Origin of the sequence: Acidovorax sp. 106 (assembly GCF_003663825.1) — a bacterium.
Lineage (GTDB): Bacteria > Pseudomonadota > Gammaproteobacteria > Burkholderiales > Burkholderiaceae_C > Acidovorax.
On sequence record NZ_RCCC01000001.1, the window covers coordinates 4,144,338 to 4,171,009 of the forward strand.

Consider the following 26,672-nt stretch of genomic DNA (forward strand, 5'->3'; position numbering starts at 1 on the left):
CCTTACTTGGCAGGCGTGCCGTTCACCAGGCCCTGCAACACCTCCAGCGTGGGATAGCCATCGGCCACCAGGCCCTGGCTTTGCTGGTACTTGCGCAGCCCTGCGCGGGTGGCGGGGCCTTGCACCCCGTCGGGCGTGCCCGTGTCAAAGCCGCGTGCGTTCAGTGCGGTCTGCAGTTGGCGCGTTTGCTCGCGCGACAGGGGTTGCAGGTCGCGCGGCCAGTCGGCCACCACGCCCGGGCCACCATCGAGCCGCTGGGCCAGCAAGGCTACGGCCAGTGCGTAGCTGGTGGAGTTGTTGTAGCGCAGGATGGTGCGAAAGTTCTGCCCCACCAAGAACGCCGGGCCGCGTGCGCCCGCAGGCTCCAGTACGGAGGCCGATGCCAGGTCTGGCAGTGGGCCGCCAGACACGGCTTGCAAACCCTCTGCCGCCCACTGGGCCGTGCTTTGGCGCACCGTCAGCTCGGCCCGGGCATGGTCAAAGCCCGATGGCAGGCGCACTTCGGTGCCCCAGGTCTCGCGTGGCTGCCAGCCTTCGGCTGCCACAAATTTGGCGGTGGAGGCCAGCACGTCCGGAATGCTGCCCCAGATGTCGCGGCGCCCGTCGCCATCCGCATCCACCGCGTGGGCCAGAAACACCGAGGGAATGAACTGCGTGTGCCCCATGGCGCCAGCCCAAGAGCCCACCATGGCCTCGGGCGCAATGTCGCCCAGGTCAATGATGCGCAGCGCGGCCAGCAATTCAGACTGCGCCCATGCCTGGCGCCGGCCCTCGTAAGCCAGGGTGGCCAGTGCATCCACGGCGCGGAAGCTGCCGAAATTGCCGCCGTAGTTGCTCTCTATGCCCCAAAAGGCCGTGAGGACGCTGGCGGGCACGCCGTAGCGGTGGGCTGCGGCTTCCAGCGGTGCTCGGTGCGCCGCCATTTGTGCTTGCCCTTGCACTACGCGCTGGCGCGACACGGCGCTGTCCAGGTACGCCCAAGGCGTGCGGTTGAACTCGGGCTGGGAGCGGTCCAGCTCAATCACGCGGGGCTGCCACTGGGCCTGGCCCAGCACGTCGCGCACGGTTTGGGGGCGTATGCCCGCAGCCAGCGCCTGGGGCGCAAATGCATCGCGCCAGCGGGCGAAGCCCTGGGCGTGTTCGGCATCGGCGGCATTCAGGGGCGCGGCTGCAGGGGATGGTGGCTGGGCTGCAGCTTGCGTCGGGGCTGGCGCAGGGGGCGTCGCGGTGGTTGCTGCCGTGGCAGGCTTTGTGGCAAGGGCTGGGGCGCTGCCTGGCCCGCTGGCGCAGCCCGTCAGTGCTTGAGTGAAGGCCAGCGCGCAGGCCAGTGCAGCCCAGCCCAGGCGCGCTGGGTGGGAGCGTCCATTGGCCTGGGACGTCAAGGAAGTGGGGGGTGTGCGGTGCATGCAGCATTGTCCCGCGTTGTGTTGGGCTGCGGCCCCGCGCTGTGCCTTCGGGATGTATCGCTGTGTGTGCATGTCTGGCGTGCAATACGGATTGTTTGCTATATGTTTTATAGCTGCCAGCGCTTATCCAATAAGCGCTGGGTGCCAAAATGACTTCAAATCGGGTTACAGTTGGCGCTTTCGCCAAGCCCCCGCACGGGTTGCGGGCTGGTTCGGATGTATCCCCACGGCAGCCTTCTTGCGATTGTTCTTGCGACTGTTTTTGCGACCGTTTCACTGCGACCACCATGGCCTCACACACCTTTCTCTGGCACGACTACGAAACCTTTGGTGCCAACACCCGGCGCGATCGCCCGGCGCAGTTCGCCGCCATTCGCACCGATGCCGATCTCAACGAGATCGGCGAGCCGCTGATGATCTACTGCCAGCCGGCCAACGACTACCTGCCCGACCCGCAGTCCTGCCTCATCACCGGCATCACCCCCCAGCTGTGCCTGGAAAAAGGCCTGCCAGAGCGCGAGTTCGCGAACCGCATCGAGGCCGAGTTTGCCCAGCCTGGCACCATTGGCGTGGGCTACAACACCATCCGGTTTGACGACGAGATCACGCGTTTCATGTTCTGGCGCAACCTCATCGACCCCTATGCGCGCGAGTGGCAAAACCAGTGCGGGCGATGGGACTTGCTGGACGTGGTGCGCATGACCTACGCACTGCGCCCAGACGGCATCACTTGGCCGAAGAAGGAAGACGGCGCGCCCAGCTTCAAGCTGGAACACCTGTCCAAAGCCAACGGCCTGGCGCACGAGGCCGCGCACGATGCGCTGTCGGACGTGCGCGCCACCATTGCGCTGGCGCGCCTGATTCGCCAGCACAACGCCAAGCTGTTTGACTTTGCCCTGGCGCTGCACAAAAAAGACCGGGTGGCCGCCGAGCTGCGCTTGCCCACCACCGCCATCACGGCGCGGCCGTTTCTGCATGTGTCGGGCATGTTCCCCACCGAGCGCGGCTGCCTGGGCGTGATGTGGCCACTGGCCAGCCACCCCACCAACAAGAACGAGCTGATCGCCTGGGACCTGGCCCACGACCCGCGCGAGCTGGCCACGCTGAATGTGGACGACCTGCGCCTGCGCATGTTCACCCGCGCGGCCGATTTGCCCGAGGGCGTCACGCGCCTGCCCATCAAAACCATCCACCTCAACAAGTCGCCCATGGTGGTGGGCAATGTGAACACCCTCACGCCTGCGCTGGCGCAGCGCTGGGGCATAGATCTGGCCCAGGCCGCGCAGCATGCCGAGGTGGCGCGCAGCCTGCCCGACATGAGCGGCATCTGGCCCGCCGTGTTTGCCCGGCCTGCCGAGACCACTCCCGACGTGGACCAGGACCTGTACGGCGGCTTTGTCGGCAACAACGACCGGCGCTACCTGAACGAGCTGCGCGAAATGTCTGGCCCCAAGCTGGCCACGGCCCGCACGGGCTTTGACGACCCGCGCCTGACCGAGCTGGTCTGGCGCTACCGGGCGCGCAACTTTCCGCAAACCCTCACCCCCGAAGAACAAGAGCGCTGGGAAGCCCACCGCGCCGCCTGCCTGTTTGACGGGCAGGGCGGGGCGCGCACTGTGGAGCAACTGTTCACGGAAATCGACCAACTCTCCGAGACCGCCGACGATGACCGTACGCAGGACATTCTGGGTGCGCTGTACGATTACGCCGAACACATCGCGCCGGAACGGTAGGGGTCCTTGGCACGAATCGAGCGGTAAGTGTGCGCTGTGGATCGGGATGGGCTGCTAGGCGCAAAGCGCAGCAATAGCCATCGCTATTGCGAGTATTTGCAACGAAGCAGACCGCCCGAGACCGCAGATGCACACGGCGCGGCGATTCGTGCAAAGGATCCCTGTCCCCCTGAGGCGCTGCGCGCCTTCCCCCTCAGGGGGACGCACCCGGTGGCCTGGCAGAGCCAGCTCCACGGGTGCGCTGGCCTTGGCGCACGCCAGTGTCCATCGCCCAGCCTTGCATGTAGACCCGTAGACATAGCCTTTGAGATTTATGACGACACCGCACAAACCCAACTTCACCACGCAAATCGTTCACGCCGACCGCTGGGGCGGCGCAGAAAAAGGGGCGGTGCACCAGCCCATCCATTCGTCGGTGCAATACGGCTATGACACGGTCGAAGACCTGATAGCGGTCTTTCAGGGCACGGCCAAGGGGGGCTTTAACTACGCCCGCCAGGGCACGCCCACCACGGCTGCGCTGGAAACCAAGATCACCCAGATGGAAGGCGGCGTGGGCACCATCGTCTTCTCTACCGGCATGGCGGCGCTGTGCGCGGTGTTTCTCACGCTGCTCAAGGCGGGCGACCACCTGGTGGCCAGCAAGTTTGTGTTTGGCAACACCAACAGCGTGTTTGGCACCCTGGCCGACTTGGGCGTGGAGGTGACCACGGTGGACGCCACCGACGCAGCCCAGGTGCAAGCGGCGGTGCGCCCCAACACCCGCATGGTGTTTGTCGAGACCATTGCCAACCCCGGCACGCAAATCCCTGACCTCGAAGGCATCGGCGCACTGTGCCGCAGCAAGGGCCTGCTGTACGTGGTGGACAACACCGTGGCCTCGCCCTACCTCTTTCAGCCCGCCACGGTGGGTGCAGGGCTGGTGATGAATTCGCTCACCAAAAGCATCGGCGGCCACGGCGATGCGCTGGGCGGCGCCATCACCGACACGGGCTTGTTCGACTGGTCTACCTACCCCAACATCTTCGCGGCCTACCGCAAGGGCGATGCCAAAGGCTGGGGCCTGCAGCAGCTTCGCAAAAAGGGCCTGCGCGACATGGGCGGCACGCTGTCGTCGCACAGCGCCCACCAGATCGCGCTGGGCGCAGAAACCCTGGCACTGCGCATGGACCGCACCAGCGCCACCGCCCTGGCCCTGGCCCAGTGGCTGGAGCAGCACCCCGCCGTGGCCAAGGTGCATTACCCCCTGCTGCCGTCCCACCCGCAGTACGAGCGGGCACGCAAGCACTTCAAATCCGGCTCCTGGCTGCTGTCGTTTGAGTTGAAAGACGCCGCCCGGTGCCTGCCGCTGTGCAACCGCTTGCGCCTGCCCATCAAAGCCACGGGGCTGGCCGACACGCGCACGCTCATCATCCCGGTGGCCCACACCATCTTTTGGGAGGCGGGCCCCGAGGTGCGCGCCAACATGGGCATTGGCGACGGCATGATCCGCCTGTCGGTGGGTCTGGAAGACGCGCAAGACCTGCTGGCCGACTTTGAGCAGGCCCTCGCGGGCTGATAGCCTCTTTATCCCCGCCACCTGCCGCAAGCTGACCGCATGAACACCCCCTGCGACTTACCCTTTCACATCGGCAAGTACCAAGTGCAGGCCGAGCTGGGGCGGGGCGCCACCGGGGTGGTTTACTTGGCGGTGGACGGTTTCAAGGGCCGCCAGGTGGCCATCAAAGAGGTGCACGCCCACCTGCTGCGCAAGCCCGACGATGCCGATCGCTACCGCAAGCTGCTGCGCAACGAGGTGATGCTCACGGCCCGGCTGCGGCACCCCAACATCGTGCGCCTGCTCGATGCCGACGAGCAAGCCACCCAGCCCTATCTGGTGCTGGAATATGTCGATGGCCAGCCCCTGTCGGCTTTCACCACGCCCGACACCCTGTTGCCCGTGGCCCAGGTGCTCGACATTGCCTACAAATGCTGCAACGCGCTGGAGCATGCCCAGCGCGAAGGCCTGGTGCACCGCGACATCAAGCCCGCCAACGTGCTGCTGTCGAAAGAGGGCGAGGTCAAGCTCACCGACTTTGGCGCCGCCCTGGCGGTGCGCAGTGATGCCACGCAACTGGCCGGGTTGGTGGGCTCGCCCTCGTACATGTCGCCCGAACAGGTGCAAGAGCAGGACCTGACGCACCACAGCGACATGTTCTCGCTGGCAGTGGTGGTGTACGAGCTGCTGACCGGGCGCCGCCCGTTCGATGCGGACACCGACTTCGCCACCCTCTACCGCATCACCCACGAAGCGCCCACCGCACCGCGCCTGCTGCGCACCGATTTGCCCGAACACCTGGACGCCGTGCTGCTGCGCGCCCTGGCCAAGCGCCCCCAAGACCGCTTTGCCACCTGGGCCGACTTTGCCGACGCCTTGCTCACCGTGCAGCACGCGCTGCCCGCCCAGCGCACGCAAGACTCCGAAGCGCAGCGCTTTGCCCTGCTGCGGGCCTTGCCGTTTTTTGCCGACTTCCACGACGTGGCGCTGTGGGAGCTGATGCGCCTGGGCCGCTGGCGCTGGGCCCCCAAGGGCAAGGTCATCCTGTTTGAAGGCCAGCCTGGCGACTCGTTCTACGTGCTGGTGGAAGGGCGCGTCAGCATCACCCGAGAGGGCTGGCAACTGAGCACGCTGGGCCCGGGTGTCACGCTGGGCGAGATGACCTATTTGCAACCCGAGCACAAGATCCGCAGCGCCACCGCTACTGCGGAAACCGACGTGCTGGTACTCAAAGTGCGCAACCCCTCCCTGCGCGAGGCGTCTGCCGATCTGCAGTCCCGTTTTGACAAGGCTTTTATCAAGGTGCTGGTGTCGCGGCTTGCGGCTACCAGTAAGCAGTTGGGGTCTTGGGAATTGAGTTCGCCGGAGGAGTGAGAGGTGTTGCGCTGCCAGTTGGGGCTGTTGGGCCTTGTACAAGCACTGATTGCAAAAGCGGATGGGGCGACAGTCAGGGCTTGTGGTCGGCGGGCTGGGTTCTCGCGTTCATTAAGGCATGGTGTTGAATGACTGCTTTGGTGAAAATCGTACAGCCGCTTTGGGCCCCTAGCCGACGGTGGACACCCCTTCAAAAGCGGTCATTGTTTCAAACGGATTGGTATCTCGCAGCCTCCAGTTCATGTCACAGGATTAAGTGAAGCACCATCACCATGCCAAGTACTCTGCGTCTGTGGTTCGAGTTTGACTCCGACGGAACGGGTGAGCTGTTCGCCGAGGTTACATCAGGGAAATTCTCAGGAACTGGCTCTGCATGGTTCGATGCTCAAGCACTCCTTGAATTTGGGGAGACTCTTGCCTCTGCGTATCCCTTGCCGTCCGACACGCCACTTTCGCTGGAGGGAGGCTACTGGGCTAAGTCAGGAGCAGTCATCGAGCAGCTTCATCTTGGCCTCAGGTTCTATCCCATCGGATCGATAGGGAAGGTTGGCTGTCGAGTCACCCTGGCGACCCCAGTGCACGAGGGTCAAGATCGGCCCGAAGCGCAGTCTATGGTCGCAGTAGAGCTGAACACCAACTACGAGCAGCTACGTACCTTCGCCCACTCAATTGAGGCACTTGCGAAGGGGGCGATTGTTGAGGCTGTTCTACAAACTGAGGGCTAGCCTCTACGCCTAGAAGACCTACCTGCGGCGGGTACCTGCCATCAAGCGTTGAGCGTCTGCTTCCACACGTACCAACGGCCGCTCGTGGCCGAATTCTGCCTCACAGAAGCAGCGCCGAATAACTCCTCGGGTTGACTTGTTGCTGCGGGCAACTGGAGCTGGCATTGAAGGCCAGTGGTTCAGTCAGATTGCAAAGATTGAAACGCCTTTGCAATGGGCCATTTCCTTATAGCCCTTCAGTCCGGAAAGTCCCGATTTATTGCACCCACTGTGATGGTGTTTTCTCAACTCCCTTCATCTTGCACCCATCTTCGGGTGTGCTTTGAACCCACCCTTAAGCGTATGAGCCCAAAGATAGACATCTCAAATGAGAATGTTTATCATTCATGTGCCTGACTACGCAGCACTCCTGCCAACGCAAAAGGTTCTACCCCCATGACCGCACCTCGGCGGCCAACGCATGCGGGGCCTTTTCAGGAGTTGCTTCATGAACCTCAGCGCGTCGGTCAGCCCTCTCTTTCATCGGGCAGAAGTGCCTGCACATTCGCCCCTGGATGACTGGGAGCGGCTGATGCGCCGCGCGGCTTCTGCCATGCATCTGCAGCAGCCGCGCATGGCGCTGGCGTATCAGCGCCAAGCCCTGGCGCTGGCGACCGAGATGGCGCTGGAGCCGCGTGTGGGGCGTGAAGACGATTGCGCGGCGGCGTGGGTGGTGTCGCACCTTAACCTGGCAGAGCTGGCGCAAGAGGCGGGCGACCCGGCTGAATCAAGGCGCTTGCTGTGTGCGGCGCATGCCACCTTGCTGCGCTGGATGGGGGACCCCGCCTGCGCCCCGGCCTTGCGCCAGGCGGCCCTTCGCCATGCGCGCGAAACCCTGGCGGCGCTGCTGCGCCATGCAGCGGCCTATGGGGCTCCACCCGATGCAGAAGTGACCCGGCTGTTACAGGCCGATGTGCCCTGGCCGTCCATGCGGCCTAATTGATCGATTGGGGCGCGTGCTGCATGCGCTCGCATCTTTCCCGCTTGTTCCCGTTTGTTCATGCAGGGGCGTGCTCTCTCCCACTCGCACCTGGCTGCACCGCCTCACCCAACCCTTTTTTAACCGGAGGATGTTCCCTTGCCATACACCTTGCCCCCATTGCCCTACGCCTACGACGCGCTGGAGCCGCACGTGGATGCCCGTACCATGGAGATCCACCACACGCGCCACCACCAGACCTACATCAACAACCTGAATGCCGCGTTGCAAGGCACACCGCATGCCGACTTGCCGATCGACGAGCTGGTGTCGCGCCTGGTGCTGCTGCCCGAGGCGCTGCAGCCCGCCGTGCGCAACAACGGCGGGGGGCACGCCAACCACAGCCTGTTCTGGCGCGTGATGTCACCCACCGGTGGTGGCTCGCCGCAGGGCGAATTGGCCCGTGCCATCGACGCAGAGCTGGGTGGGTTTGGTGCGTTCAAAGACGCGTTCACCAAGGCCGCCATCAGCCGTTTTGGCAGTGGCTGGGCCTGGCTCAGCGTGTCGCCGCAGGGCACGCTGGTGGTAGAGAGCACGGGCAACCAGGACAGCCCGCTCATGTCGGGCCTGATGTCGGGCAACACCCCCATCCTGGGGCTGGACGTGTGGGAGCACGCCTATTACCTGCACTACCAAAACCGACGCGCCGACTACATCGCCGCTTTCTACAACGTCATCGACTGGCCCGAGGTGGCCCGCCGCTATGCGCAGGCTCGGGCCTGAGGTGGCGCAGCGCCCTTGACTTGACCTTGTTGTCGCGTCCGTCTTCTGCCCTTTTGCAAGGCCACCGCCATGTCTACACCGCATGTTTCCCAAGCGCCATCCCATGTCCCTGTGGCTGCAAGCCCCGCCCCAGCCTTAGTTGGGGCGGGGGCGGCCGAGGAGGGCGATGACGGCACCGTGCAGCCCGCCTACCTGCGCTGGCAGGGGCACTGGCGCCAGCGCCTGGGCTTGGCCATCGTGTTGCTGGGGGCCGTAGTGCTGGCTTTGCATGGCTGGCGCATGGTGGCTACGCAGCCGCTGGTGCGCGATGCCTTGCTGGGCGGGCTGCTGGCGGCCCTTGCCACCGCGCTGGGGGCCGTGCCGGTGTGGTTCTCGCAGCAGCTGTCAGCCCGGGTGCAAGACACCTTGTTTGGCTTTGGCGCGGGCGTGATGCTGGCGGCCTGCTCGTTCTCGCTGATCTTGCCGGGCCTGCAAGCCGCCCGCGCGGCTGGGGCCGGGGGCTGGGCCGCTGGGGGCACCATCGGCGCTGCCATTTTGCTGGGGGCTGCGGCACTGCTGTGCCTGGAGCGGTGGCTGCCGCACGAGCATTTCATCAAAGGAGTCGAGGGCCAGGCCTCGCGCACGCTGCGGCGCACCTGGCTGTTTGTGTTTGCGATTGCGCTGCACAACTTGCCCGAGGGGTTGGCCATTGGCGTGGCCTACGCTGGCGGCGATGCCTTACGCGCCGGGGCTTTGACCACAGGCATTGCGATCCAGGATGTGCCTGAGGGGCTGGTGGTGGCGGTGGCGTTGCTGGCTGCGGGCTACCGCCGCACGGTGGCGGTGGGGCTGGGCATGGCCTCGGGGTTGGTCGAGCCGCTGGGCGCCGTGCTGGGGGCGGTGGTCATCAGCCATGCAGCCAGCCTGCTGCCCTGGGGGCTGGGCTTTGCTGCGGGGGCCATGTTGTTCGTCATCAGCCACGAGATCATTCCCGAATCCCACCGCAAAGGGCACGAGGCCTGGGCCACTGGCGGGCTGATGTGGGGCTTTGTGCTGATGATGCTGCTGGACACCGCGCTGGGTTGATGTCTCGCATCAGTGTGGCGATGGGTGCTATTTATTTGATAGCTGCTTGCGCTTGATTGGTAGGCGCTGCAGGCCGATTTGGCTTGAACCGTGACAAGCCCTCAACCAAAGAACTGGTAGCACACCACAATGGCCGCCACCACCCCGGCCAGCTCGGCCAGCAGCGCGCAGGCCACGGCGTGCCGGGCACGTTGAATGCCCACGGCCCCAAAGTACACCGCCAGCACGTAAAAGGTGGTTTCGGTGCTGCCCTGGATGGTGGCCGCAGCCAGCGCGGCAAAGCTGTCTACGCCTTGCGTTTGCATGGTCTCGATCAACATCGCCCGCGCCGCACTGCCTGAAAACGGCTTGACCAGCGCAGTCGGCAGCGCGTCCACAAACCGTGCATCCACCCCCAGGGTGTTCACGCACCAGCGAATCCCCTCCAGCGCATACCCCAGCGCGCCCGATGCGCGCAGCACGCCCACCGCGCACAGCATGGCCACCAAGTAGGGCAGCAGCCCCTTGGCCACATCAAAGCCCTCGCGGGCGCCCTCTACAAAGGCTTCGTACACCGGCACCTTGCGCCAGGCGCCAATCGCCACAAATGCCACCACCAGCCCAAACAGCGTGAGGTTGCCCAGCAGCGACGACAGCTGCGCCAGGGCTGCAGCACTCAGGCTGCTCAGCAATGCCATGAAGCCGCCCAACACCAGCGCTACTGGCAGCAAATACGCCAGCACCACCGGGTGCCACAGCGGCAGCCGTTGCACCACGGCCACGGCCAGCAGCCCGGCCAGGGTGGATGCAGATGTGGCCAGCAAGATGGGCAAAAACACCAGCGTAGGGTCGTGCGCCCCTTGCTGCATGCGGTACATGAAGATGGTGACAGGCAGCAGCGTGAGCGATGAGGCGTTGAGCACCAGGAACAGAATTTGCGCGTTGGTGGCAGTGGCGGGCTCGGGGTTCAACTCTTGCAGCGCACGCATGGCTTTGAGCCCCATGGGCGTGGCGGCGTTGTCCAGCCCCAGCGCGTTGGCGGCAAAGTTCAAAGTCATCAAGCCCAGGGCAGGGTGGCCGCGCGGCACCTCGGGCATCAGGCGGGCAAACAGGGGTGCCAGCCAGCGCGCCAGCACATCCACAATGCCGGCCTTTTCTGCGATGCGCAAAAAGCCCAGCCACAGCGTGAGCGTGCCAAACAGCAGCACCATCACCTCGACCGAGAGCTTGGCCATGGCAAACAGCGACTCGACCATGGCCGCAAACACCTGGGCCTGGCCGCCGAGAAGCCACTGGGCCAGGGCGGCAATGGCTGCCGTAAGAAAAAAGCCCAGCCAGAGGGTGTTGAGCATGTGAAGTGATCGCGGGGATTGGATTTGGAGGCTGCAGGGAAAGGTCGGGCGCAGCGATATGCGAAGCAGTTTAAGAGAGGTTCCAAGCCTGGGCTGGCTGCAGCTGTGCGTGGGTGGCAGGCAACATGGATCAGCGCCCGGATTTGACTGAAATCAAAATCTGTTTGTTTTTATTATTTATGCTGATTTTTGATGAATTGGCGTTGTTGCTTCTGCCAAAAAATTCAGGCGTAATCGCAAAAATGAGATTTTCCGGCAGCGTTGCAAGCTTGAGTGCCGTGTAGCCAAGGAGCATCGCGGTCTTCGCCAGCAGCTTGGTTTTGTGGCTTGTGATGCATGTGCCGAAGCTTGCACAGGATGATGAGCGCAAGGTTTCCAGTCGTCTAAAAGAGGGTTCCATGAACAACTTGAAGATTTCCACCCGCCTGTCTGGCGCGTTTGCCTTGCTGGTGTTGATGCTGGTGGGCTTGGCCGTTGCAGCGATGGCCCAGCTGTCGGCCATGCGTGCGGCCACTGTCGAGATCAGCGACAACTGGTTGCCCAGCGTGGAGGTGGTCAACAGCATTGACGCACAAGCCTCGGCGTTACGTTTGATCGTGCTCACCCACATCATGAACACCGACGAGGCAGCCATGGCCAAGATCGACCAGCAACTGCTGGCGGGCCGCGCAAAAATGGCCCAACTGCGAAAAACGTATGAAACCTTCATCAGCAGCGCTGAAGAAAAAAAGCTCTATGAAGAGTTTGCAGAGAACTGGACCAAGTACATCTCCGTGAATGACACGGCTCTGGCCCACTCGCGCAAGAATGAGAACGACCAAGCTCGGGCGATCGTGGAGGGGGAGTCCGCCAAGCTCTTTCTTAAAAGCGGCGATATCTTGGACAAACTTGTCAAGTTGAACGCAGACGGTGCAGCCGCAGCCAAAAAAGACTCCGAACACACCTACAACACAGCCCGCAACACCCTGCTGATCGTGGCCGCGCTGGCCATCGCCTTGGCCATTGCCGCCGCTCTGTGGCTCATCCGCTCCATCACAGCCCCCCTGTCACGCGCCGTAGAAGTGGCCGACCAAGTGGCCGCAGGCGACCTCAGCGCCCACATCGAAATCACCTCCACCGACGAAACCGGCCAGCTGCTCGGTGCCCTGCAACGCATGCAGCAAAGCCTGGTGCGCACCGTGAGTGTCGTGCGCCAGAACTCTGAAAGCGTGGCCTCGGCCAGCGCCGAGATCGCCTCCGGCAACAACGACCTGAGCGCGCGCACCGAACAGCAAGCCTCGGCCTTGGAAGAAACCGCAGCGTCCATGGAAGAGCTCGGCTCTACCGTGCGCCAAAACGCAGACAACGCCCGCACGGCCAACCAACTGGCCATGAGCGCCTCCACGGTGGCTACGCAAGGCGGAGAAGTCGTGGCCGAAGTGGTGGAGACCATGAAAGGCATCAACGCCAGCAGCAACAAGATTGCAGACATCATCAGCGTGATCGACGGCATTGCGTTCCAGACCAACATCCTGGCGCTGAACGCCGCGGTGGAAGCCGCGCGAGCAGGCGAACAAGGCCGAGGCTTTGCCGTGGTGGCCTCTGAAGTACGCAACCTGGCAGGACGCAGCGCAGAAGCGGCCAAAGAAATCAAAAGCCTCATCATGGCCAGCGTAGAGCGGGTAGAGCAAGGCACCCTGCTGGTAGACAAAGCGGGCAGCACCATGACCGAAGTCGTCACCGCCATCCGGCGCGTGACAGACATCATGGGAGAAATCAGCGCGGCCAGCAGCGAGCAAAGCGCAGGCGTAGGCCAAGTGGGCGAAGCCGTCACGCAAATGGACCAGGCGACCCAGCAAAACGCAGCCTTGGTGGAAGAAATGGCGGCAGCGGCCAGCAGCTTGAACAGCCAAGCGGGCGAATTGGTGAACGCCGTGGCGGTGTTCAAGCTGGCGCACGATGCCAGCTACAGCGCCCCCAGTGCCCCTGGCGCCAGCTACAGCCCCCGCGCCAGCAGCGCCAGCACCTTGGGCAAAAGCCCCAGCGCCCGGCCTGCGCTGAGCAAACCCAAGGCGACAACGGCAAAAGCGCCAGCCCAAAGCAAGCCAGCAGCGAGCTTGGCAGCGCCTCAAGCGACGGCGCCTGCACCCAAGGCAACGCCAGCACCTAAAGCAGCGAAGGCCGGGGGCAATGACGATGAGTGGGAGAGCTTCTGAGCCGGGCTTGAGCGGGGAGGGGGCAACTCCTCTCGTCCTCACACCTGCACCTACCGAAGCACGCCTCAGAGCGTGCTTTTTTGCTTTCGTCTCCCTGTCGTGTTTCGATAGCGTCCGTACGCGCAGTGAATGGGCCAAGAGGGGCGCTTTAGCACGCAGAAGGTGTTGGTGCCATGGTGAATTTGGGGCACAAACAGTCTTGATCTTTATCAAGAAAGTCAACTTCAGCGATGGTTTTTAAAATGATAAAAATGGCAAATCGGAGAGGCTGGTTGTTTACCAATACGTACCCTCTTGCCTAAATCAACAGATCATTTGGTGATTAAGTAAAAGCAATATATTCGTTTGGGTTTTAAAGGCGCAAACCCAAAATCAGGCTCCATCCACCAAGGAGCTTTGCATGACCACGCTGCGCCTGGGCGACACCGCCCCTGACTTCACACAAGAATCCACCGCTGGACCGATCCGTTTCCATGAATGGGCTGGCAACTCGTGGGTGGTGCTTTTCTCGCACCCTGCAGATTTCACGCCGGTGTGCACCACCGAACTGGGCAAAACGGCGGCCCTGGCCAGCGAGTTTGCCAAGCGGGGCGTCAAGCCCATTGCGGTGAGTGTGGACCCCGTGGATTCGCACCAAAAGTGGGTGCACGACATCAACGACACGCAGAACACCACGGTGAACTTCCCGATCCTGGCCGATGCGGACCGCAAGGTGGCGGACCTGTACGACATGATCCACCCCAACGCTTCGACCACTGTCACGGTGCGCAGCGTGTTCATCATCGACCCGCAAAAACGCATCCGCGCCACCTTCACTTACCCGGCCAGCACGGGGCGCAACTTTGACGAAATCCTGCGCGTGATCGACTCGCTGCAGCTCACCGACAGCCACAAGGTGGCCACGCCCGCCAATTGGAAGGACGGCGACGATGTGATCATCGTGCCGAGTCTGCAAGACCCGGCCGAGATCGCGCAGCGTTTTCCCAAGGGCTTCAAAGCCGTGCGCCCCTACCTGCGCATCACCCCTCAGCCCAACAAGTAAATAAAGGGCTCCGTCGCCTCTGCGGCCCGCCTTTGAAGGCGGCTGCAGGTGGCCGGGGTAGTTCACGCTGTGACCTCCACACCCATCATCATCGTGCCCGGCTGGCGCGACTCCGGCCCCGGACATTGGCAAACCTTGTGGGCAGATCGCCTGCCCGAGGCGCGCCGTGTGGTGCAAGACGACTGGATCACGCCCACCCGCGCAGCCTGGGTGTCGCAGTTAGAGAAAACCGTGCTGGCGCAACAGCAGCCGGTGGTGATCGTGGCGCACAGCCTGGGCTGCATTGCCACCACCCACATGGGGCCCGAGGCAGCGGCGCGGGTGCGCGGTGCGCTGCTGGTGGCCCCGGCAGACCCCGAGCGCCGCGCCATCCTGAGCGACTTTGCCCCTGTGCCTTATGCGGCGCTGCCGTACCGCAGCATTCTGGTCGCCAGCAGCAATGACCCGTTCTGCCCGATTCGCCTGGCCGGTGCCTATGCGCGTGCGTGGGGCAGCGAGTTTGTGCGCATGCAAAACGCCGGTCACATCAATGTGGAGTCCGGACACGGCGAATGGCCTTTGGGCCGGGCGTTACTGCAATCGTTGACAGATGACGGGGCAGGCGGGGCCGAGTGGCCTGCATCGCCAGCGGAGTCACCACAGTCTGTGGCTGCCAATGTGCTATGAGTTTGCTATGAAATAAATAGCTGCCAGCGCATGATTTGATTGCGCTGGCGGCCTTTTTTACTTAAACCGGGGAGGGGCGAGCCGCCGGTGGCGTTGTGCGCGCCACGGGTGGCAGGCCTGCCGCAGTGCGCAAGCGCTACGCCTTTCTATATTCCACATTTCGATTAATTTAAAAGAATATATTCTTTTGAGTTTTAAAAGGCGTTGTACACAATGCAACACCTTCAGCTTATTGAGCGACGCGACATGACTTCTTTGAAACTCAAGACCCTTTTGGCTTCTTTGGCCCTGACTGTCAGTGGCGTGGCTGGCGCCCAGAACGCGCTGCTCAATGTGTCGTACGACGTGGCCCGCGAGTTCTACAAGGATTACAACGCCGCCTTCGTCGCCCACTATAAGAAGACCACGGGGCAAGATGTGAAGGTGGACCAGTCGCACGCAGGCTCCAGCGCCCAGGCGCGTGCTGTGAACGATGGCTTGGCCGCCGACGTGGTCACCATGAACACCACCACCGACGTGCAGTTTCTGGCCGACAGCGGTGTGGTTGCCAAGGACTGGACCAAGAAATTCCCGCACGATGCATCGCCCACCACATCGACCATGCTGTTTTTGGTGCGCAATGGCAATCCTAAGAACATCAAGGACTGGGAAGACCTCATCAAACCCGGCGTGCAGGTGATCGTGGTGAACCCCAAAACGGGCGGCAATGGCCGCTATGCCTATTTGGCCGCCTGGGGCGCTATCCGTGAAAAGGGTGGCACCGAGGCACAAGCCGCAGAATTTGTGGGCAAGCTCTACAAGAACGTGCCCATCCTGGCCAAGGGCGGGCGCGATGCCACGGCCACCTTCCTGCAGCGCAACCAGGGTGACGTGCTGATCACGTTCGAGTCCGAAGTGGTGTCGATCGACCGCGAGTTTGGCTCCGGCAAGGTCGACGCGGTGTACCCCTCGGTGAGCGTGGTGGCCGAGAACCCCGTGGCGGTGGTGGAGCGCACCGTGGCAAAGAAGGGCACGGGCGCATTGGCCAAGGCGTATCTGGATTACCTGTACTCTGAAGAAGCCCAGGAGATTGCCGCTAAGCACGCCATCCGCCCCCGCTCGGAAACAGTGCTCAAAAAATACGCTGCCACTTTCAAGCCCTTGAAACTGTTCACCGTCGCCAAGTACTTTGGCTCGCTGACAGAAGCACAAAAAGTGCACTTCAATGACGGCGGCCAGTTCGACAAGCTCTACACGCCCGGTGCCAAGTAAGCCCAGCGCGTTCCTCGTTTCCATACCTCACTTATGACCACTGCGAATGCTGTGGCCGCAGCCCCGGCCGGCCGGCGTGCGCCCAAACGCGTGCTGCCCGGCTTTGGGCTGTCGCTGGGCTACACCCTGTTTTATCTGAGCATCATCGTGCTGATCCCGCTGTCGGCACTGATCTTCAAGACCTTCACGCTCACCTGGGAGCAGTTCTGGGCGGCCATCAGTGCGCCGCGTGTGATGGCTTCGTACCGGCTGACCTTCGGCGCCTCGTTCCTGGCGGCGCTGGTCAACCTGGTGTTTGGTCTGCTGATCGCCTGGGTGCTGGTGCGCTACAAGTTTCCTGGCAAGAAGATCGTAGACGCGCTGGTGGACTTGCCCTTTGCGTTGCCCACTGCCGTGGCGGGTATCTCGCTCACGGCTTTGCTGGCGGGCAATGGCTGGGTGGGCAGCATTTTGGAGCCCATGGGCATCCAGTTGGCGTTCAAGCCTGCGGGCATTGTGATTGCGCTCATCTTCATTGGCCTGCCGTTTGTGGTGCGCACCGTGCAGCCTGTGCTGGAAGACGCCGAGAAAGAGCTGGAAGAAGCCGCCACCTGCCTGGGTGCCACGCGCCTTCAAACCTTTACCAAGGTGATCCTGCCCTCCATCACCCCCGCATTGCTCACCGGTTTTGCCATGGCGTTTGCGCGGGCGGTGGGCGAGTATGGCTCGGTCATCTTCATCGCAGGCAACATGCCCATGGTTTCTGAAATCACGCCTTTGATCATCATTGGCAAGCTGGAGCAGTACGACTATGCAGGTGCCACCGCAGTGGCCGTCGTTATGCTGGTGATTTCATTCATCTTGCTTTTGGTCATCAACGCGCTGCAGGCCTGGCAGCGTCGTCACACGGGGGCACCAGCATGAGCGGCAATAACGCCCGAACTGTTCGCCGCGCCCAAGCGGGCACGACCGAAGCGCCCTGGGTGCGCTACACCCTCATCGCCATTGCACTGGCCTTCATGCTGCTGTTCCTGGTGCTGCCGCTGGCCGCCGTGTTTGCAGAGGCGTTGCGCAAGGGCTTTGGTGCTTACCTGGAGGGTCTGCGCGAGCCCGACGCCTGGTCGGCCATCAAGCTCACGTTGATCACCGCCCTGATTGCCGTGCCGCTGAACCTGGTGTTTGGCGTGGCAGCCGCTTGGTGCATTGCCAAGTACGAGTTCAGGGGCAAGGCGTTTTTGACCACGTTGGTGGATTTGCCGTTTTCGGTGTCGCCCGTGGTGGCGGGCTTGGTTTATGTGCTGATGTTTGGCGCCCAGGGCTGGTTTGGCCCGTGGCTGCAGGCGCACGACATCAAGATCATCTTTGCCGTGCCGGGCATTGTGCTGGCCACCGTGTTTGTCACCTTCCCGTTCATCGCCCGCGAGCTGATCCCGCTGATGCAGGCCCAGGGCAACGACGAGGAGCAGGCCGCCATCGTGCTGGGCGCCACCGGCTGGCAGACCTTTTGGTACGTGACGCTGCCCAACATCAAGTGGGGGCTGCTGTACGGCGTGATCTTGTGCAACGCCCGCGCCATGGGTGAGTTTGGCGCGGTGTCGGTGGTGTCCGGCCACATTCGCGGCCAGACCAACACCATCCCGCTGCACGTTGAGATTCTCTACAACGAATACCAGTCGGTGGCCGCGTTTGCCGCAGCCTCGCTGCTGGCCTTGCTGGCCCTGGTTACCCTCGTTATCAAGACCGTTGCCGAACACCGCAACGAACAGGCAATGAAGGCGGCGACCGACCTGCCGCCCGAGCGTCCTGCCGACGCCGCTGCCCGTTGAACTGCCCGCTGAAGGAAGAAACACCATGAGCATCGAAATCCGTAACGTCAGCAAGCAGTTTGGCGACTTCCATGCACTGCGCGATGTCAGCCTGGACATTGCCTCCGGCGAATTGATCGCACTGCTGGGCCCCTCGGGCTGCGGCAAGACCACGCTGCTGCGCATCATCGCGGGGCTGGAGACTGCCGATGTCGGCACCATCCATTTCAGCGGCGAGGACACCACCGACGTGCACGTGCGCGAGCGCAACGTGGGCTTTGTGTTCCAGCACTACGCGCTGTTTCGCCACATGACGGTGTTTGAGAACGTGGCCTTCGGCCTGCGCGTCAAGCCCCGTGGCGAGCGCCCAAGCGAAGCGCAGATCAAGCAGAAGGTGACCGACCTGCTCAAGCTCGTGCAGCTCGATTGGCTGGCCGACCGCTACCCCTCGCAACTGTCTGGCGGCCAGCGCCAGCGCATTGCCCTGGCCCGCGCGCTGGCGGTGGAGCCCAAGGTGCTGCTGCTCGACGAGCCCTTTGGCGCGCTCGACGCCAAGGTGCGCAAGGAACTGCGCCGTTGGCTGCGCCGCCTGCACGATGAACTGCATGTGACCAGCATCTTCGTGACCCACGACCAGGAAGAGGCGCTGGAAGTGGCCGACCGCGTGGTCGTGATCAACCAGGGCCGCATCGAGCAAAGCGGCTCGCCCCAGCAGGTGTGGGACCAGCCCGCCAGCCCGTTTGTGTACGGCTTTTTGGGCGATGTGAACCTGTTCCATGGCCGCGCGCACGAAGGGTTGGTGCACCTGGATGGCATGCAGATTGACTCGCCCGAGCACAGCCAGGCACAAAACGCCAAAGCCTTTGCCTACGTGCGCCCGCATGATCTGGATGTGGAGCGCTATTCGCCCGGCGCAGGACTGGACGCCGAAGGCCGCCCACGTGGCATCGTGGCGCAGCTTAGCCGCGCCATCGTGGTGGGGCCGATTGCGCGGTTGGAACTTATTCCCTCCCAAGACCACAAACCAGCGGACAATGCGTCCCCAGACCCCCTGATCGAAGCGCAGATTCCTGCGCAGCAGTTCAAGGAGCAGGGCTTCAAAGAGGGTGAAACGCTGGTGGTGACACCGCGCCGCGCCCGTGTTTTTTTAGATCACGCTGCGGGGATCTGAGCCGGTTTTCTTAGGAAAGCTGCTCGCGATGCAGTGGCTTTCAGCGGATGGTGATTCGACCGCATCACTAGGCGGGGCGCCGCAGACAGTGCTTTGGCACGGCAAGGCGCCCCAACGACGTGAGGCGGTTGAAGGACCATACGCCACAAGGATAAGAATGATGGTGTTGAACTGGATTGATCAGGCCCCGCGCCGCGTGCTGGCGCTGATCAGCGTGGCCTGCGTGGCCATGCTGGCTTTTGGCATGTATTTGCAGCATGTGGTGGGCCTGGAGCCTTGCCCCATGTGCATCGTGCAGCGATATGCTCTCATTTTGGTAGCTGTCTTCGCTGCATTGGCGAGCGTTAGAGGCTCAAAAGGCTGGTGGATGGGTTTTGCTGCGCTGGGCTTGCTCTCTTCAGGGTTCGGTGCTTTTGTTGCCGCCCGCCAAAGCTGGCTGCAGTGGTATCCCCCCGAAGTCGCTACCTGCGGCCGCGACTTCTACGGCATGATTGAAAACTACCCCATCGGCCGCGCCATCCCCATGATCTTCCGTGGCTCGGGTGACTGCACTGCCATCGACTGGACCTTCCTGGGTGGCTCCATCGCCAACTGGTCGTTTATTTGCTTTGTCGGCTTTGGGCTGGTGCTGCTGGCTTTGTTGGTGCGCGGCTTCAAGGGCGACCGCCGCGGTGCAGCGGGGTACTCGGCTGCTTGAAAATTGTTGCAGGCACCGACTTGGCAAAAGGCGCTCTGTGGAGCGCCTTTTGTTTTTGTCTGCACGCTCAACGGTACCTGTTCACGCGCTGAGGGATGTGGGCGGGCGGCCCGCCTGTAGCTGCAGGCCGTCAAGGTTGCTCGGTGCGATCCAATGTGCAAAGGGGGCTATCCCACCGCTTTCGCTGCTTATGTCTGGCCCGCAGTGTATGGGCTTGCGCCCTGGTGCAAAAAGGGGGCAGAAGCACCATTCGATTCGACCCGATTGCGTCCTGCGGCCTTGCCCCGGTAAAGCGCTGCATCGGCGGCCCGCATGGCGCCTTCCAGGGCCGGAAGGCTGGCGAAGTCGCCTGAAACCCCGATCGTGACCGTACAGCGCAGCGGTTCGTCAAAGCCGCTGATTTCGATGGTTTGATTTTCAACCGCCTTGCGCACACGCTCTGCCAGTTGCAGGACACCCGCACCGTCGCTGCCTGTGCAGATGGCGACAAACTCTTCGCCGCCGATGCGGGCTGTCAGATCGCCACGGCGCACTGTGGTGCGCAGCACCTCTGCTACGCGGCACAGTACGGCGTCTCCGATCTGGTGGCCGTGGGTATCGTTGATGCGTTTGAAATGGTCGACATCCAACAGCATCAAGAAGGCCGGAGCCGCCTGGCGCAGATTGAAATACCGGTCCAGCGCCTCTGAAAGACCTCTGCGGTTGAGCAGCTGCGTCATCGGATCACGCGCTGCCATGCTGCTCAAATCATCGGTCAGGCGCCGCAGTACCAGCCAAACGATGGAGGGCGGCACCACAGTGGCCAGGGACGACATATAGATGTAGAACACCATTTGGAAATGGCTGCCCATGTGTAGCGCTTCCAGGCCGCCGTCCAGAACCTTCACGAATTTGATGGCGTTGAGCACGCAAATGCCGCCGATCAGGAGCGCAAAAAACGCCATCTCCCAATACAAATGCTTGGCAAATGTGCGAACGCCATAAAGGGCCGTCAGCGCCATCATCAGGAAAAGCAGTGCGGACATTCCTGACAGCAAGGCGTAGCGGGCCACAGGCCCCAAGCTCCATTGCACCAGCACCTGCAAGGCGGTGTACGCGATGGCAAATGCCATCAACGGCCGCAACAGGGGAGCGGGGTAGCCAAAAAACCGCATGACCCCGAGCCCGTAAGCAACGGGAGAGGCCAGCGTGAGGGTGTGGTTAACCACGCTCATCACGCTCCAGGCGGGGCCGCCCTCCACCAGCTGGAGCACATAGGCCAATCCCAGCAGGAGGTTACCCACGGCAAAAAAGTCCATGCCCATCTTCTTGCCGTGCAGGCGTTTGCTGATGAGCAAAAACATGACGGAGAAGCACAGCAAGTGTGCACACAGCATGCCAACGAGAACGTATGCAACCATCTGGGCGTGACCGATCAGTGATGGAACCCGGCGCTGTCGCCTGGGGCGAAAGTTGCAGCAGGGTGAGGAAACCGCACGCCCTCTGTCCCATCCACCCACGCAGGCAGCTTGTGCATCACGCTCTCCAGCAGATCGCTGGCCTGCCAATGCGCAAGCCATGCCTGCAAATGGGGCCAGGGCTGTGCTTGCCACCACGCAGAATCAATGCCCGCAAACTGGCGCACAAACGGTGCGATGGCCATGTCTGCCAAGGCCGCGCGATGGCCGAACAGGTGGTGGCGGGTGGCCAGGCGGGTGTCCAGTGCGCTCAACCAAGCCACGGCGGTGGCACGCGCGGCGCTCACATCGGCGCCGGGGTAGCGGCTGGGGTATTTGCAGCGGTCCAGCGCTTGTTTGAAGGGACCATCGCATTCGGCGATCAACTCCAGCATGTCTTGCAATGTGCCCTGGCTCGGAGTGAGCCAGCCCTTGGGGTCGTGCAGTGCCAGGGACCAAAGCATGATGTCCAGGCTTTGCTCCAGCACTTGGCCATCTGGCAGCACGAGCACGGGGACGGTGCCTTTGGGCGAGGCTTGCAGCAGCGCCTGGGGCTTGTTCTTGAGGACCACCTCGCGCAGCTCGCACGCCTGCCTGCTCACCGCCAGGGCCAGTCGGGCACGCATGGCGTAGGGGCAGCGGCGAAAGGAGTAGAGAACGGGCAAGGTGGTCATGCCGCGTCTTCCGTGCAGCCTGCGTCGTCTTTGCCTTCTTTGACTTCTCGCGTGCTGGGCCGTGCAGAGCTGCTGGGCTGGCGTGCGCCGATGTGTTCCTGGCCGCGCTGGGCCGCCAGCTGCATTTGCCGCTCGCGCTCGGCCAGTGCGCGTTCTTGCTCGGGCGTGCGGGTGCCGTGGCAATAGGGGCAACTCACGCCTTGCACATAGTGAGGGTGTGCCAGCTCGGCTTCGCCCAGCGGCATGCGGCAGGAGCGGCACAGCTGGTGCGGGCCACGCACCAGGCCGTGGCCTACGGAGACACGCTCATCAAACACAAAGCAGTCGCCCTGCCAGCGGGTGGCTTCTGCGGGCTCCGTCTCCAGGTATTTGAGGATGCCGCCTTCGAGGTGATAGACCTCGTCAAAGCCTTGCGACTTGAGGAAGGCGGTGGACTTTTCGCAGCGGATGCCGCCCGTGCAGAACATGGCCACCTTGGGGTTGCCCGCCAGCACGCCGCCGGGCTGCGACTGTTGTGCCACCCAGGCCGGAAACTCGGAAAAGCTTTTCGTGTGCGGGTTGATGGCGCGCTCGAAGGTGCCGATGCCCACTTCATAGTCGTTGCGCGTATCGATGACCACCACGCTGGGGTCGTCGATGAGGGCGTTCCAGTCGCTGGGTTTGACGTAGGTGCCTGCGTTGCGCGCGGGGTTCAGGCCGGGCACGCCCAGGGTGACGATCTCTTTTTTGAGCCGTACGCGCATGCGGTAGAAGGGCATGGCGCTGGCGGGTGCCTCTTTGTGCTGCAGGGCGGCAAAGCGGCTGTCGCTGCGCAGCCAGCCCAGCACCGCGTGCACACCGTTGGGCGTGCCTGCGATGGTGCCGTTGATGCCTTCGTGCGCCAGCAGCAGCATGCCGCGCACGCCGTGGGCCTCGCAGAGACTTTGCAGGGGCGCTTGCAGCGCGGCAAAGTCGGGCAGATCAACGAATTGGTAGAGGGCGGCGGTGATGAAGGGAGGCGCGACCGGGTTCACGGGATAGCAAAAAGATGCGAAGTGTGGGAGATGGGGCAGGCGGGTAAACAGGGCGATGATAGCGGTCACCTTTCGTTACGATGTCGGGGTACCAAACGCAGCCGCCAGGTGAGTCGCATGAGCAAGGAATCCACTATCCATCTTTTCCGCCGGCTGGAGCAGCTCAATGGCATTGGGGCAGCGTTGTCGCGCGAGCGGGACATTGAGCGGCTGCTCGAGAACATCCTGGAGGCCGCCAAGACCATCACTGCTGCGGACGGTGGCACGCTCTACAGCGTGACGGAAGACCAGGCGGCCCTGAAGTTTGAGATCTTGCGCACCGACTCGTTGGGCATACGCCTGGGGGGCACCACGGGCAAACCCATTGACCTGCCACTGCTGCCCCTGCGCACCACCGATGGGGCCCCCAATGACTCGCTGGTGGCGGCGCACTCGGCCATTCACGACCGCACGGTGAACATTGCCGATGCTTACAGCGCACAGGGCTTCGATTTTTCAGGGACACGCGCTTTTGATGCGCGCACGGGGTATCGCTCGCAGTCGTTCCTGACGGTGCCGATGAAGAACCACGACCGCGAGCTGATTGGCGTGCTGCAGCTCATCAATGCGCGTGACCCGGAGACGGGCGAGGTGATGGCGTTTTCGCAGGCCGACCAAAGCCTGGCCGAGTCGCTGGCCTCACAGGCCGCTATTGCGCTCACCAACCGGCTGCTGGTCACGCAGCTCGAGCGCCTGTTCGAGTCGTTTGTGAACCTCATCAACCTGGCCATTGATGAAAAGTCGCCCTACACCGGGGGGCACTGCCAGCGCGTGCCCGCGCTGACCATGATGCTGGCCGAAGCCGCCCACGCAGTGCAAGAGGGGCCGCTGGCCCACTTTGCCATGACCGACCGCGACCGCTACGAGCTGAAGATGGCCGGGCTGCTGCACGACTGCGGCAAGATCACCACCCCTGTGCATGTGGTGGACAAAGCCACCAAGCTGCAAACGCTGTACGACCGCATCGGACTGGTGGATACGCGCTTTGAAGTGCTCAAGCGCGATGCAGAACTGGCTGCCCTGCGGCGCCAGCTGGCCCTGCGCCCGGTGGCCGATGCGGCGGCGGAAGCCCAGGTGCAACAGGCCTTGCAGCAAGAGCTGGCCGTGCTGGACGCCGACCGTGATTTTTTGCGCAAGGCCAATATCGGGGGAGAGGCCATGTCGGCGGCAGACCAGCAGCGCGTGCGCGACATAGGTGTGCAGCGCCAGTGGCGCAACCCGCAGGGCATTCAAACCAGCTTTTTGACGGCCGAAGAGGTCGAGAACCTCACCATCCGCTCGGGCACGCTGACGCAGGCCGAGCGCGACATCATCAACCACCACATCGTGGCCACCAACAAGATGCTGGAGACGCTGCCCTGGCCGCGCCACCTCAAGAACGTGCCCGAGTACGCGGGCGGCCACCACGAGCGCATGGACGGGCGCGGCTACCCCAAGGGCCTGACGCGCGACCAGATGTCAGTGCAGGCCCGCATGATGGGCATCGCTGATGTGTTTGAGGCGCTCACAGCGGCCGATCGCCCGTACAAGCGCGGCATGACGGTATCGCAGGCCGTGTCCATCATGGAGCGCATGTGCGAGAACGGGCACATCGACCCCGATCTGTTTGCGGTGTTTATCGGGCAGGGTGTGCACGTACGCTATGCACGCCAGTTCCTCGATCCCCTGCAATGTGATTTGTGATTGCTATAAAAAATATAGCTGATTGCGCTCTATTTCATTGCTATGAGGGCTCTTTGGGTGCTGCGGTAGGCGCCCGGTCTTCCCGGGAGGGGGCGGACAGGTGCTCGGGCCGCCGCATCTCGTACGCGCGGGCAAAGGTGTTGACTGCGCGGTCGGCGCAGGCCTGGATCTCGGCAGGGGGCAGCGGGGGCAGGTTGCGGTAGTACCACCGCGGCAGCAGCTCTGCCTGTAGCAGCGAGAAAAACTGGCGCGCCGCCAGGTAGGGATCGCCGTAGCGCATGACGCCTGCGTCCATGGCGCGGCTAAAAAAAGAGCCCAGGTCCTGCACGCCCTGGTGGGGACCGGCGTCGTAGAAGAGGGCGCCCATGTCCGAGCGGCCCGCCTCTGCGAGCACCATGCGCTGTATGGCAATCAGCTGATCACTGCAGATGAAGGCGGCCAGCGTTCGTGCGAACTCATCCAGCCGCCGACCCACCCCGGCGCTGACGTCCTGCTCCATCAGCATTGCATCGAACGCTGGCCGGACATGGCGCTGGCCCACCGCCATGGTCGCCGCTTGGAAAAGCGCCTCCTTGGATGGGAAGTAGCCGTAGATGGTGGACTTGGAGCCGCCAATGCGGCGAACGATCTCGGCCATGGACGCGCGCTCAAACCCGAACTCCAGAAAGACCTGCGAGGCGATTTCCAAAATCGCCTCGCGGCGTGCTTCCGTGCGAACTTTCATGCCGTGCTCCTATGAATTTCTTTTAACCGTACCGATGAGTCCATTTTTGCTTGACAAGCCGAATGTGTCAAATTGATAATCGTCAATACCGTACTGTTCGGTACAGTTAAATCGTGTTTCACCTTGTCAGGTCGGGCGTACCAAAGCGCCTGGGCCGAGGAGCTTTGTTCATGCGCTTGCATCCTGCTATTCAACGACCCGTGGCCGTGTTGGCCACCGTTTCCGCCCTGGCACTGGCCGCCTGCGGCGAAGCGCCTCAGCCGCCGGCCACCGGCGGCGGGGGCGTGCCCCAGGTCCGGGTCATTACCGTGCAATCCCAGCGCCTGCCGCTGACCACCGAGCTGCCCGGCCGTGTGGCCCCTGCGCTAATTGCCGAGGTACGCCCCCAGATCACCGGGCTGGTGCTGCAGCGCCGCTTCAAAGAAGGCAGCGATGTGAAGGCGGGCGATGTGCTCTACCAGATCGACCCCGCCACCTACCGCGCCAATGTGGACAGCGCCCAGGCCACCCTGGCCAAGGCCGAGGCGAACCTGGTCACCGTGCGGCTGAAGGCCGGGCGCTTCAAGGAGCTGTCTGCCATCAAGGCCGTGAGTCAGCAGGATGCCGACGACGCCGCCGCGTCGCTGCTGCAGGCCGAGGCCGAAGTCAGCGCCGCCCGCGCCACGCTGCAAACCCAGCGCATCAACCTGGACTACACCCGCATCACCTCGCCCATCAGCGGGCGCATCGGGCGCTCCAGCGTCACCCCTGGCGCGCTGGTCACCGCCAATCAGGCCGGTGCCATGGCCACGGTGCAGCAGCTGGACCCGATCTATGTGGACGTGACGCAGTCCACCAGCACGCTGCTGGCGCTCAAGCGTTCGATGGACGCAGGCACCCTCAAAACCGGCACCGCCAAGGTGCGTCTGGTGCTGGAGGATGGCAGCGTGTACGCGCAGCCAGGCAAGCTGCAGTTTTCGGACGTGACGGTGGACCAAAGCACGGGCGCCGTGACGCTGCGCGCCGAGTTCCCCAACCCCCGCGCCGATTTGCTGCCGGGCATGTATGCCCGCGCTGTTTTGGAAGAAGGCGTGCTGGAGCAAGCCCTGCTGGTGCCCCAGCCCGCTGTGGGCCGTGACACCACCGGTAAGCCCTACGTCTTTGTGGTCGATGGGGAAGGCAAGTTGCAGCAGCGCAGCCTGACTGCTGACCGCGCCGTGGGTGACCAGTGGCTGGTGACGGATGGGCTGAAAGCGGGCGACACCGTGGTGGTGGAAGGCCAGCAAAAAGCGCGTGCTGGCCAGCCTGTGCAAGCCCAGCCCTACACCCCCGCCGCCTTCAAAAAGACGGAAGCGGTGCAGAAGATTGCCGCCGCCAGCGCACCCTCCAGCGCCCGTTGAACACCC

Annotated in this window: 24 protein-coding genes; 17 read left to right on the forward strand and 7 right to left on the reverse strand. The window is 63.2% G+C overall.

Going from position 1 to position 26,672, the window contains the following annotated elements; genetic code table 11:
- Positions 1–2: 2 nt before the first annotated feature.
- Positions 3–1,406, reverse strand: coding sequence for a lytic murein transglycosylase (locus tag C8C98_RS18190; protein ID WP_121455421.1), 1,404 nt, complete (start codon positions 1,404–1,406; stop codon positions 3–5).
- A 287-nt stretch (positions 1,407–1,693) separates the two neighbouring features.
- On the opposite strand from C8C98_RS18190, the gene sbcB reads away from it, so the two are divergent.
- From sbcB to C8C98_RS18225, 7 genes are all read left to right on the forward strand, one after another.
- Complete coding sequence (gene sbcB / locus C8C98_RS18195; protein WP_121455422.1) at positions 1,694–3,139, forward strand: exodeoxyribonuclease I; 1,446 nt, start codon at positions 1,694–1,696, stop codon at positions 3,137–3,139.
- Between the two features lie 313 nt (positions 3,140–3,452).
- Complete coding sequence (locus tag C8C98_RS18200; protein WP_121455423.1) at positions 3,453–4,697, forward strand: cystathionine gamma-synthase family protein; 1,245 nt, start codon at positions 3,453–3,455, stop codon at positions 4,695–4,697.
- A 39-nt stretch (positions 4,698–4,736) separates the two neighbouring features.
- A complete protein-coding gene (locus C8C98_RS18205) occupies positions 4,737–6,050 on the forward strand; it encodes a protein kinase (protein ID WP_121455424.1) in 1,314 nt (437 codons plus the stop codon).
- A 272-nt stretch (positions 6,051–6,322) separates the two neighbouring features.
- Positions 6,323–6,775, forward strand: a complete 453-nt coding sequence (locus C8C98_RS18210; RefSeq protein WP_121455425.1) for a hypothetical protein — start codon at positions 6,323–6,325, stop codon at positions 6,773–6,775.
- Between the two features lie 487 nt (positions 6,776–7,262).
- Positions 7,263–7,757, forward strand: coding sequence for a hypothetical protein (locus C8C98_RS18215; protein WP_121455426.1), 495 nt, complete (start codon positions 7,263–7,265; stop codon positions 7,755–7,757).
- Positions 7,758–7,892: 135 nt separating this feature from the next.
- Entirely contained in the window at positions 7,893–8,516 is a 624-nt protein-coding gene (locus C8C98_RS18220; protein ID WP_121455427.1) for a superoxide dismutase, read from the forward strand.
- 69 nt (positions 8,517–8,585) lie between these two features.
- Positions 8,586–9,581 (forward strand): ZIP family metal transporter, encoded by a 996-nt coding sequence (locus tag C8C98_RS18225; protein WP_199726612.1) that lies wholly within the window; start codon positions 8,586–8,588, stop codon positions 9,579–9,581.
- A 101-nt stretch (positions 9,582–9,682) separates the two neighbouring features.
- Here C8C98_RS18225 and C8C98_RS18230 read toward each other — a convergent pair whose 3' ends face one another.
- Both C8C98_RS18230 and C8C98_RS21645 read right to left on the reverse strand, forming a co-directional pair.
- Entirely contained in the window at positions 9,683–10,912 is a 1,230-nt protein-coding gene (locus C8C98_RS18230) for a nucleoside recognition domain-containing protein (RefSeq protein WP_121455428.1), read from the reverse strand.
- A 130-nt stretch (positions 10,913–11,042) separates the two neighbouring features.
- Complete coding sequence (locus C8C98_RS21645) at positions 11,043–11,312, reverse strand: hypothetical protein (RefSeq protein ID WP_147436407.1); 270 nt, start codon at positions 11,310–11,312, stop codon at positions 11,043–11,045.
- On the opposite strand from C8C98_RS21645, the gene C8C98_RS18235 reads away from it, so the two are divergent.
- The 8 genes from C8C98_RS18235 to C8C98_RS18270 all read left to right on the forward strand — a co-directional run bounded on the left by C8C98_RS18235 (position 11,311) and on the right by C8C98_RS18270 (position 19,718).
- Positions 11,311–13,107, forward strand: a complete 1,797-nt coding sequence (locus C8C98_RS18235) for a methyl-accepting chemotaxis protein (RefSeq protein ID WP_121455429.1) — start codon at positions 11,311–11,313, stop codon at positions 13,105–13,107. The two genes, C8C98_RS21645 and C8C98_RS18235, sit on opposite strands and share 2 nt — an antisense overlap.
- Before the next feature lie 400 nt (positions 13,108–13,507).
- Positions 13,508–14,149 carry a peroxiredoxin gene (locus C8C98_RS18240; protein ID WP_121455430.1) on the forward strand — a complete coding sequence of 214 codons (642 nt, stop codon included), beginning with the start codon at positions 13,508–13,510 and terminating at the stop codon, positions 14,147–14,149.
- Positions 14,150–14,218: 69 nt separating this feature from the next.
- Entirely contained in the window at positions 14,219–14,815 is a 597-nt protein-coding gene (locus tag C8C98_RS18245) for an alpha/beta hydrolase (RefSeq protein ID WP_121455431.1), read from the forward strand.
- A 246-nt stretch (positions 14,816–15,061) separates the two neighbouring features.
- Positions 15,062–16,066 carry a sulfate ABC transporter substrate-binding protein gene (locus C8C98_RS18250; protein WP_121455432.1) on the forward strand — a complete coding sequence of 335 codons (1,005 nt, stop codon included), beginning with the start codon at positions 15,062–15,064 and terminating at the stop codon, positions 16,064–16,066.
- Positions 16,067–16,099: 33 nt separating this feature from the next.
- Complete coding sequence (gene cysT / locus C8C98_RS18255) at positions 16,100–16,969, forward strand: sulfate ABC transporter permease subunit CysT (RefSeq protein WP_099655356.1); 870 nt, start codon at positions 16,100–16,102, stop codon at positions 16,967–16,969.
- Positions 16,966–17,871, forward strand: coding sequence for a sulfate ABC transporter permease subunit CysW (cysW, locus tag C8C98_RS18260; protein ID WP_121455433.1), 906 nt, complete (start codon positions 16,966–16,968; stop codon positions 17,869–17,871). The genes cysT and cysW overlap by 4 nt, the downstream gene beginning before the upstream one ends.
- Before the next feature lie 25 nt (positions 17,872–17,896).
- Positions 17,897–19,021 (forward strand): sulfate/molybdate ABC transporter ATP-binding protein, encoded by a 1,125-nt coding sequence (locus tag C8C98_RS18265; RefSeq protein WP_121455434.1) that lies wholly within the window; start codon positions 17,897–17,899, stop codon positions 19,019–19,021.
- Positions 19,022–19,181: 160 nt separating this feature from the next.
- Positions 19,182–19,718, forward strand: coding sequence for a disulfide bond formation protein B (locus C8C98_RS18270; RefSeq protein WP_121456372.1), 537 nt, complete (start codon positions 19,182–19,184; stop codon positions 19,716–19,718).
- Between the two features lie 188 nt (positions 19,719–19,906).
- On the opposite strand, the gene C8C98_RS18275 is transcribed toward C8C98_RS18270, so the two are convergent.
- Genes C8C98_RS18275 through C8C98_RS18285 form a run of 3 tightly spaced genes read right to left on the reverse strand, consistent with a single transcriptional unit; the run spans position 19,907 to position 22,841 of the window.
- Positions 19,907–21,118: a GGDEF domain-containing protein gene (locus tag C8C98_RS18275; RefSeq protein WP_121455435.1), complete on the reverse strand. Its 1,212-nt coding sequence runs from the start codon at positions 21,116–21,118 to the stop codon at positions 19,907–19,909.
- Positions 21,119–21,132: 14 nt separating this feature from the next.
- A complete protein-coding gene (locus C8C98_RS18280; RefSeq protein ID WP_121455436.1) occupies positions 21,133–21,828 on the reverse strand; it encodes a glutathione S-transferase in 696 nt (231 codons plus the stop codon).
- The gene (locus C8C98_RS18285) at positions 21,825–22,841 is read right to left on the reverse strand and encodes a rhodanese-related sulfurtransferase (protein ID WP_121455437.1); all 1,017 of its coding nucleotides are present in this window, start codon (positions 22,839–22,841) and stop codon (positions 21,825–21,827) included. The genes C8C98_RS18280 and C8C98_RS18285 overlap by 4 nt, the downstream gene beginning before the upstream one ends.
- A gap of 117 nt (positions 22,842–22,958) precedes the next feature.
- Between C8C98_RS18285 and C8C98_RS18290 the strand changes: the two genes are divergently transcribed.
- On the forward strand, positions 22,959–24,563 hold the full coding sequence (locus C8C98_RS18290) for an HD family phosphohydrolase (RefSeq protein WP_121455438.1): 1,605 nt from the start codon (positions 22,959–22,961) through the stop codon (positions 24,561–24,563).
- A 40-nt stretch (positions 24,564–24,603) separates the two neighbouring features.
- Here C8C98_RS18290 and C8C98_RS18295 read toward each other — a convergent pair whose 3' ends face one another.
- Positions 24,604–25,287 carry a TetR/AcrR family transcriptional regulator gene (locus C8C98_RS18295; RefSeq protein ID WP_121455439.1) on the reverse strand — a complete coding sequence of 228 codons (684 nt, stop codon included), beginning with the start codon at positions 25,285–25,287 and terminating at the stop codon, positions 24,604–24,606.
- Positions 25,288–25,457: 170 nt separating this feature from the next.
- Between C8C98_RS18295 and C8C98_RS18300 the strand changes: the two genes are divergently transcribed.
- Positions 25,458–26,666 (forward strand): efflux RND transporter periplasmic adaptor subunit, encoded by a 1,209-nt coding sequence (locus tag C8C98_RS18300; protein WP_121455440.1) that lies wholly within the window; start codon positions 25,458–25,460, stop codon positions 26,664–26,666.
- Positions 26,667–26,672: the final 6 nt, after the last annotated feature.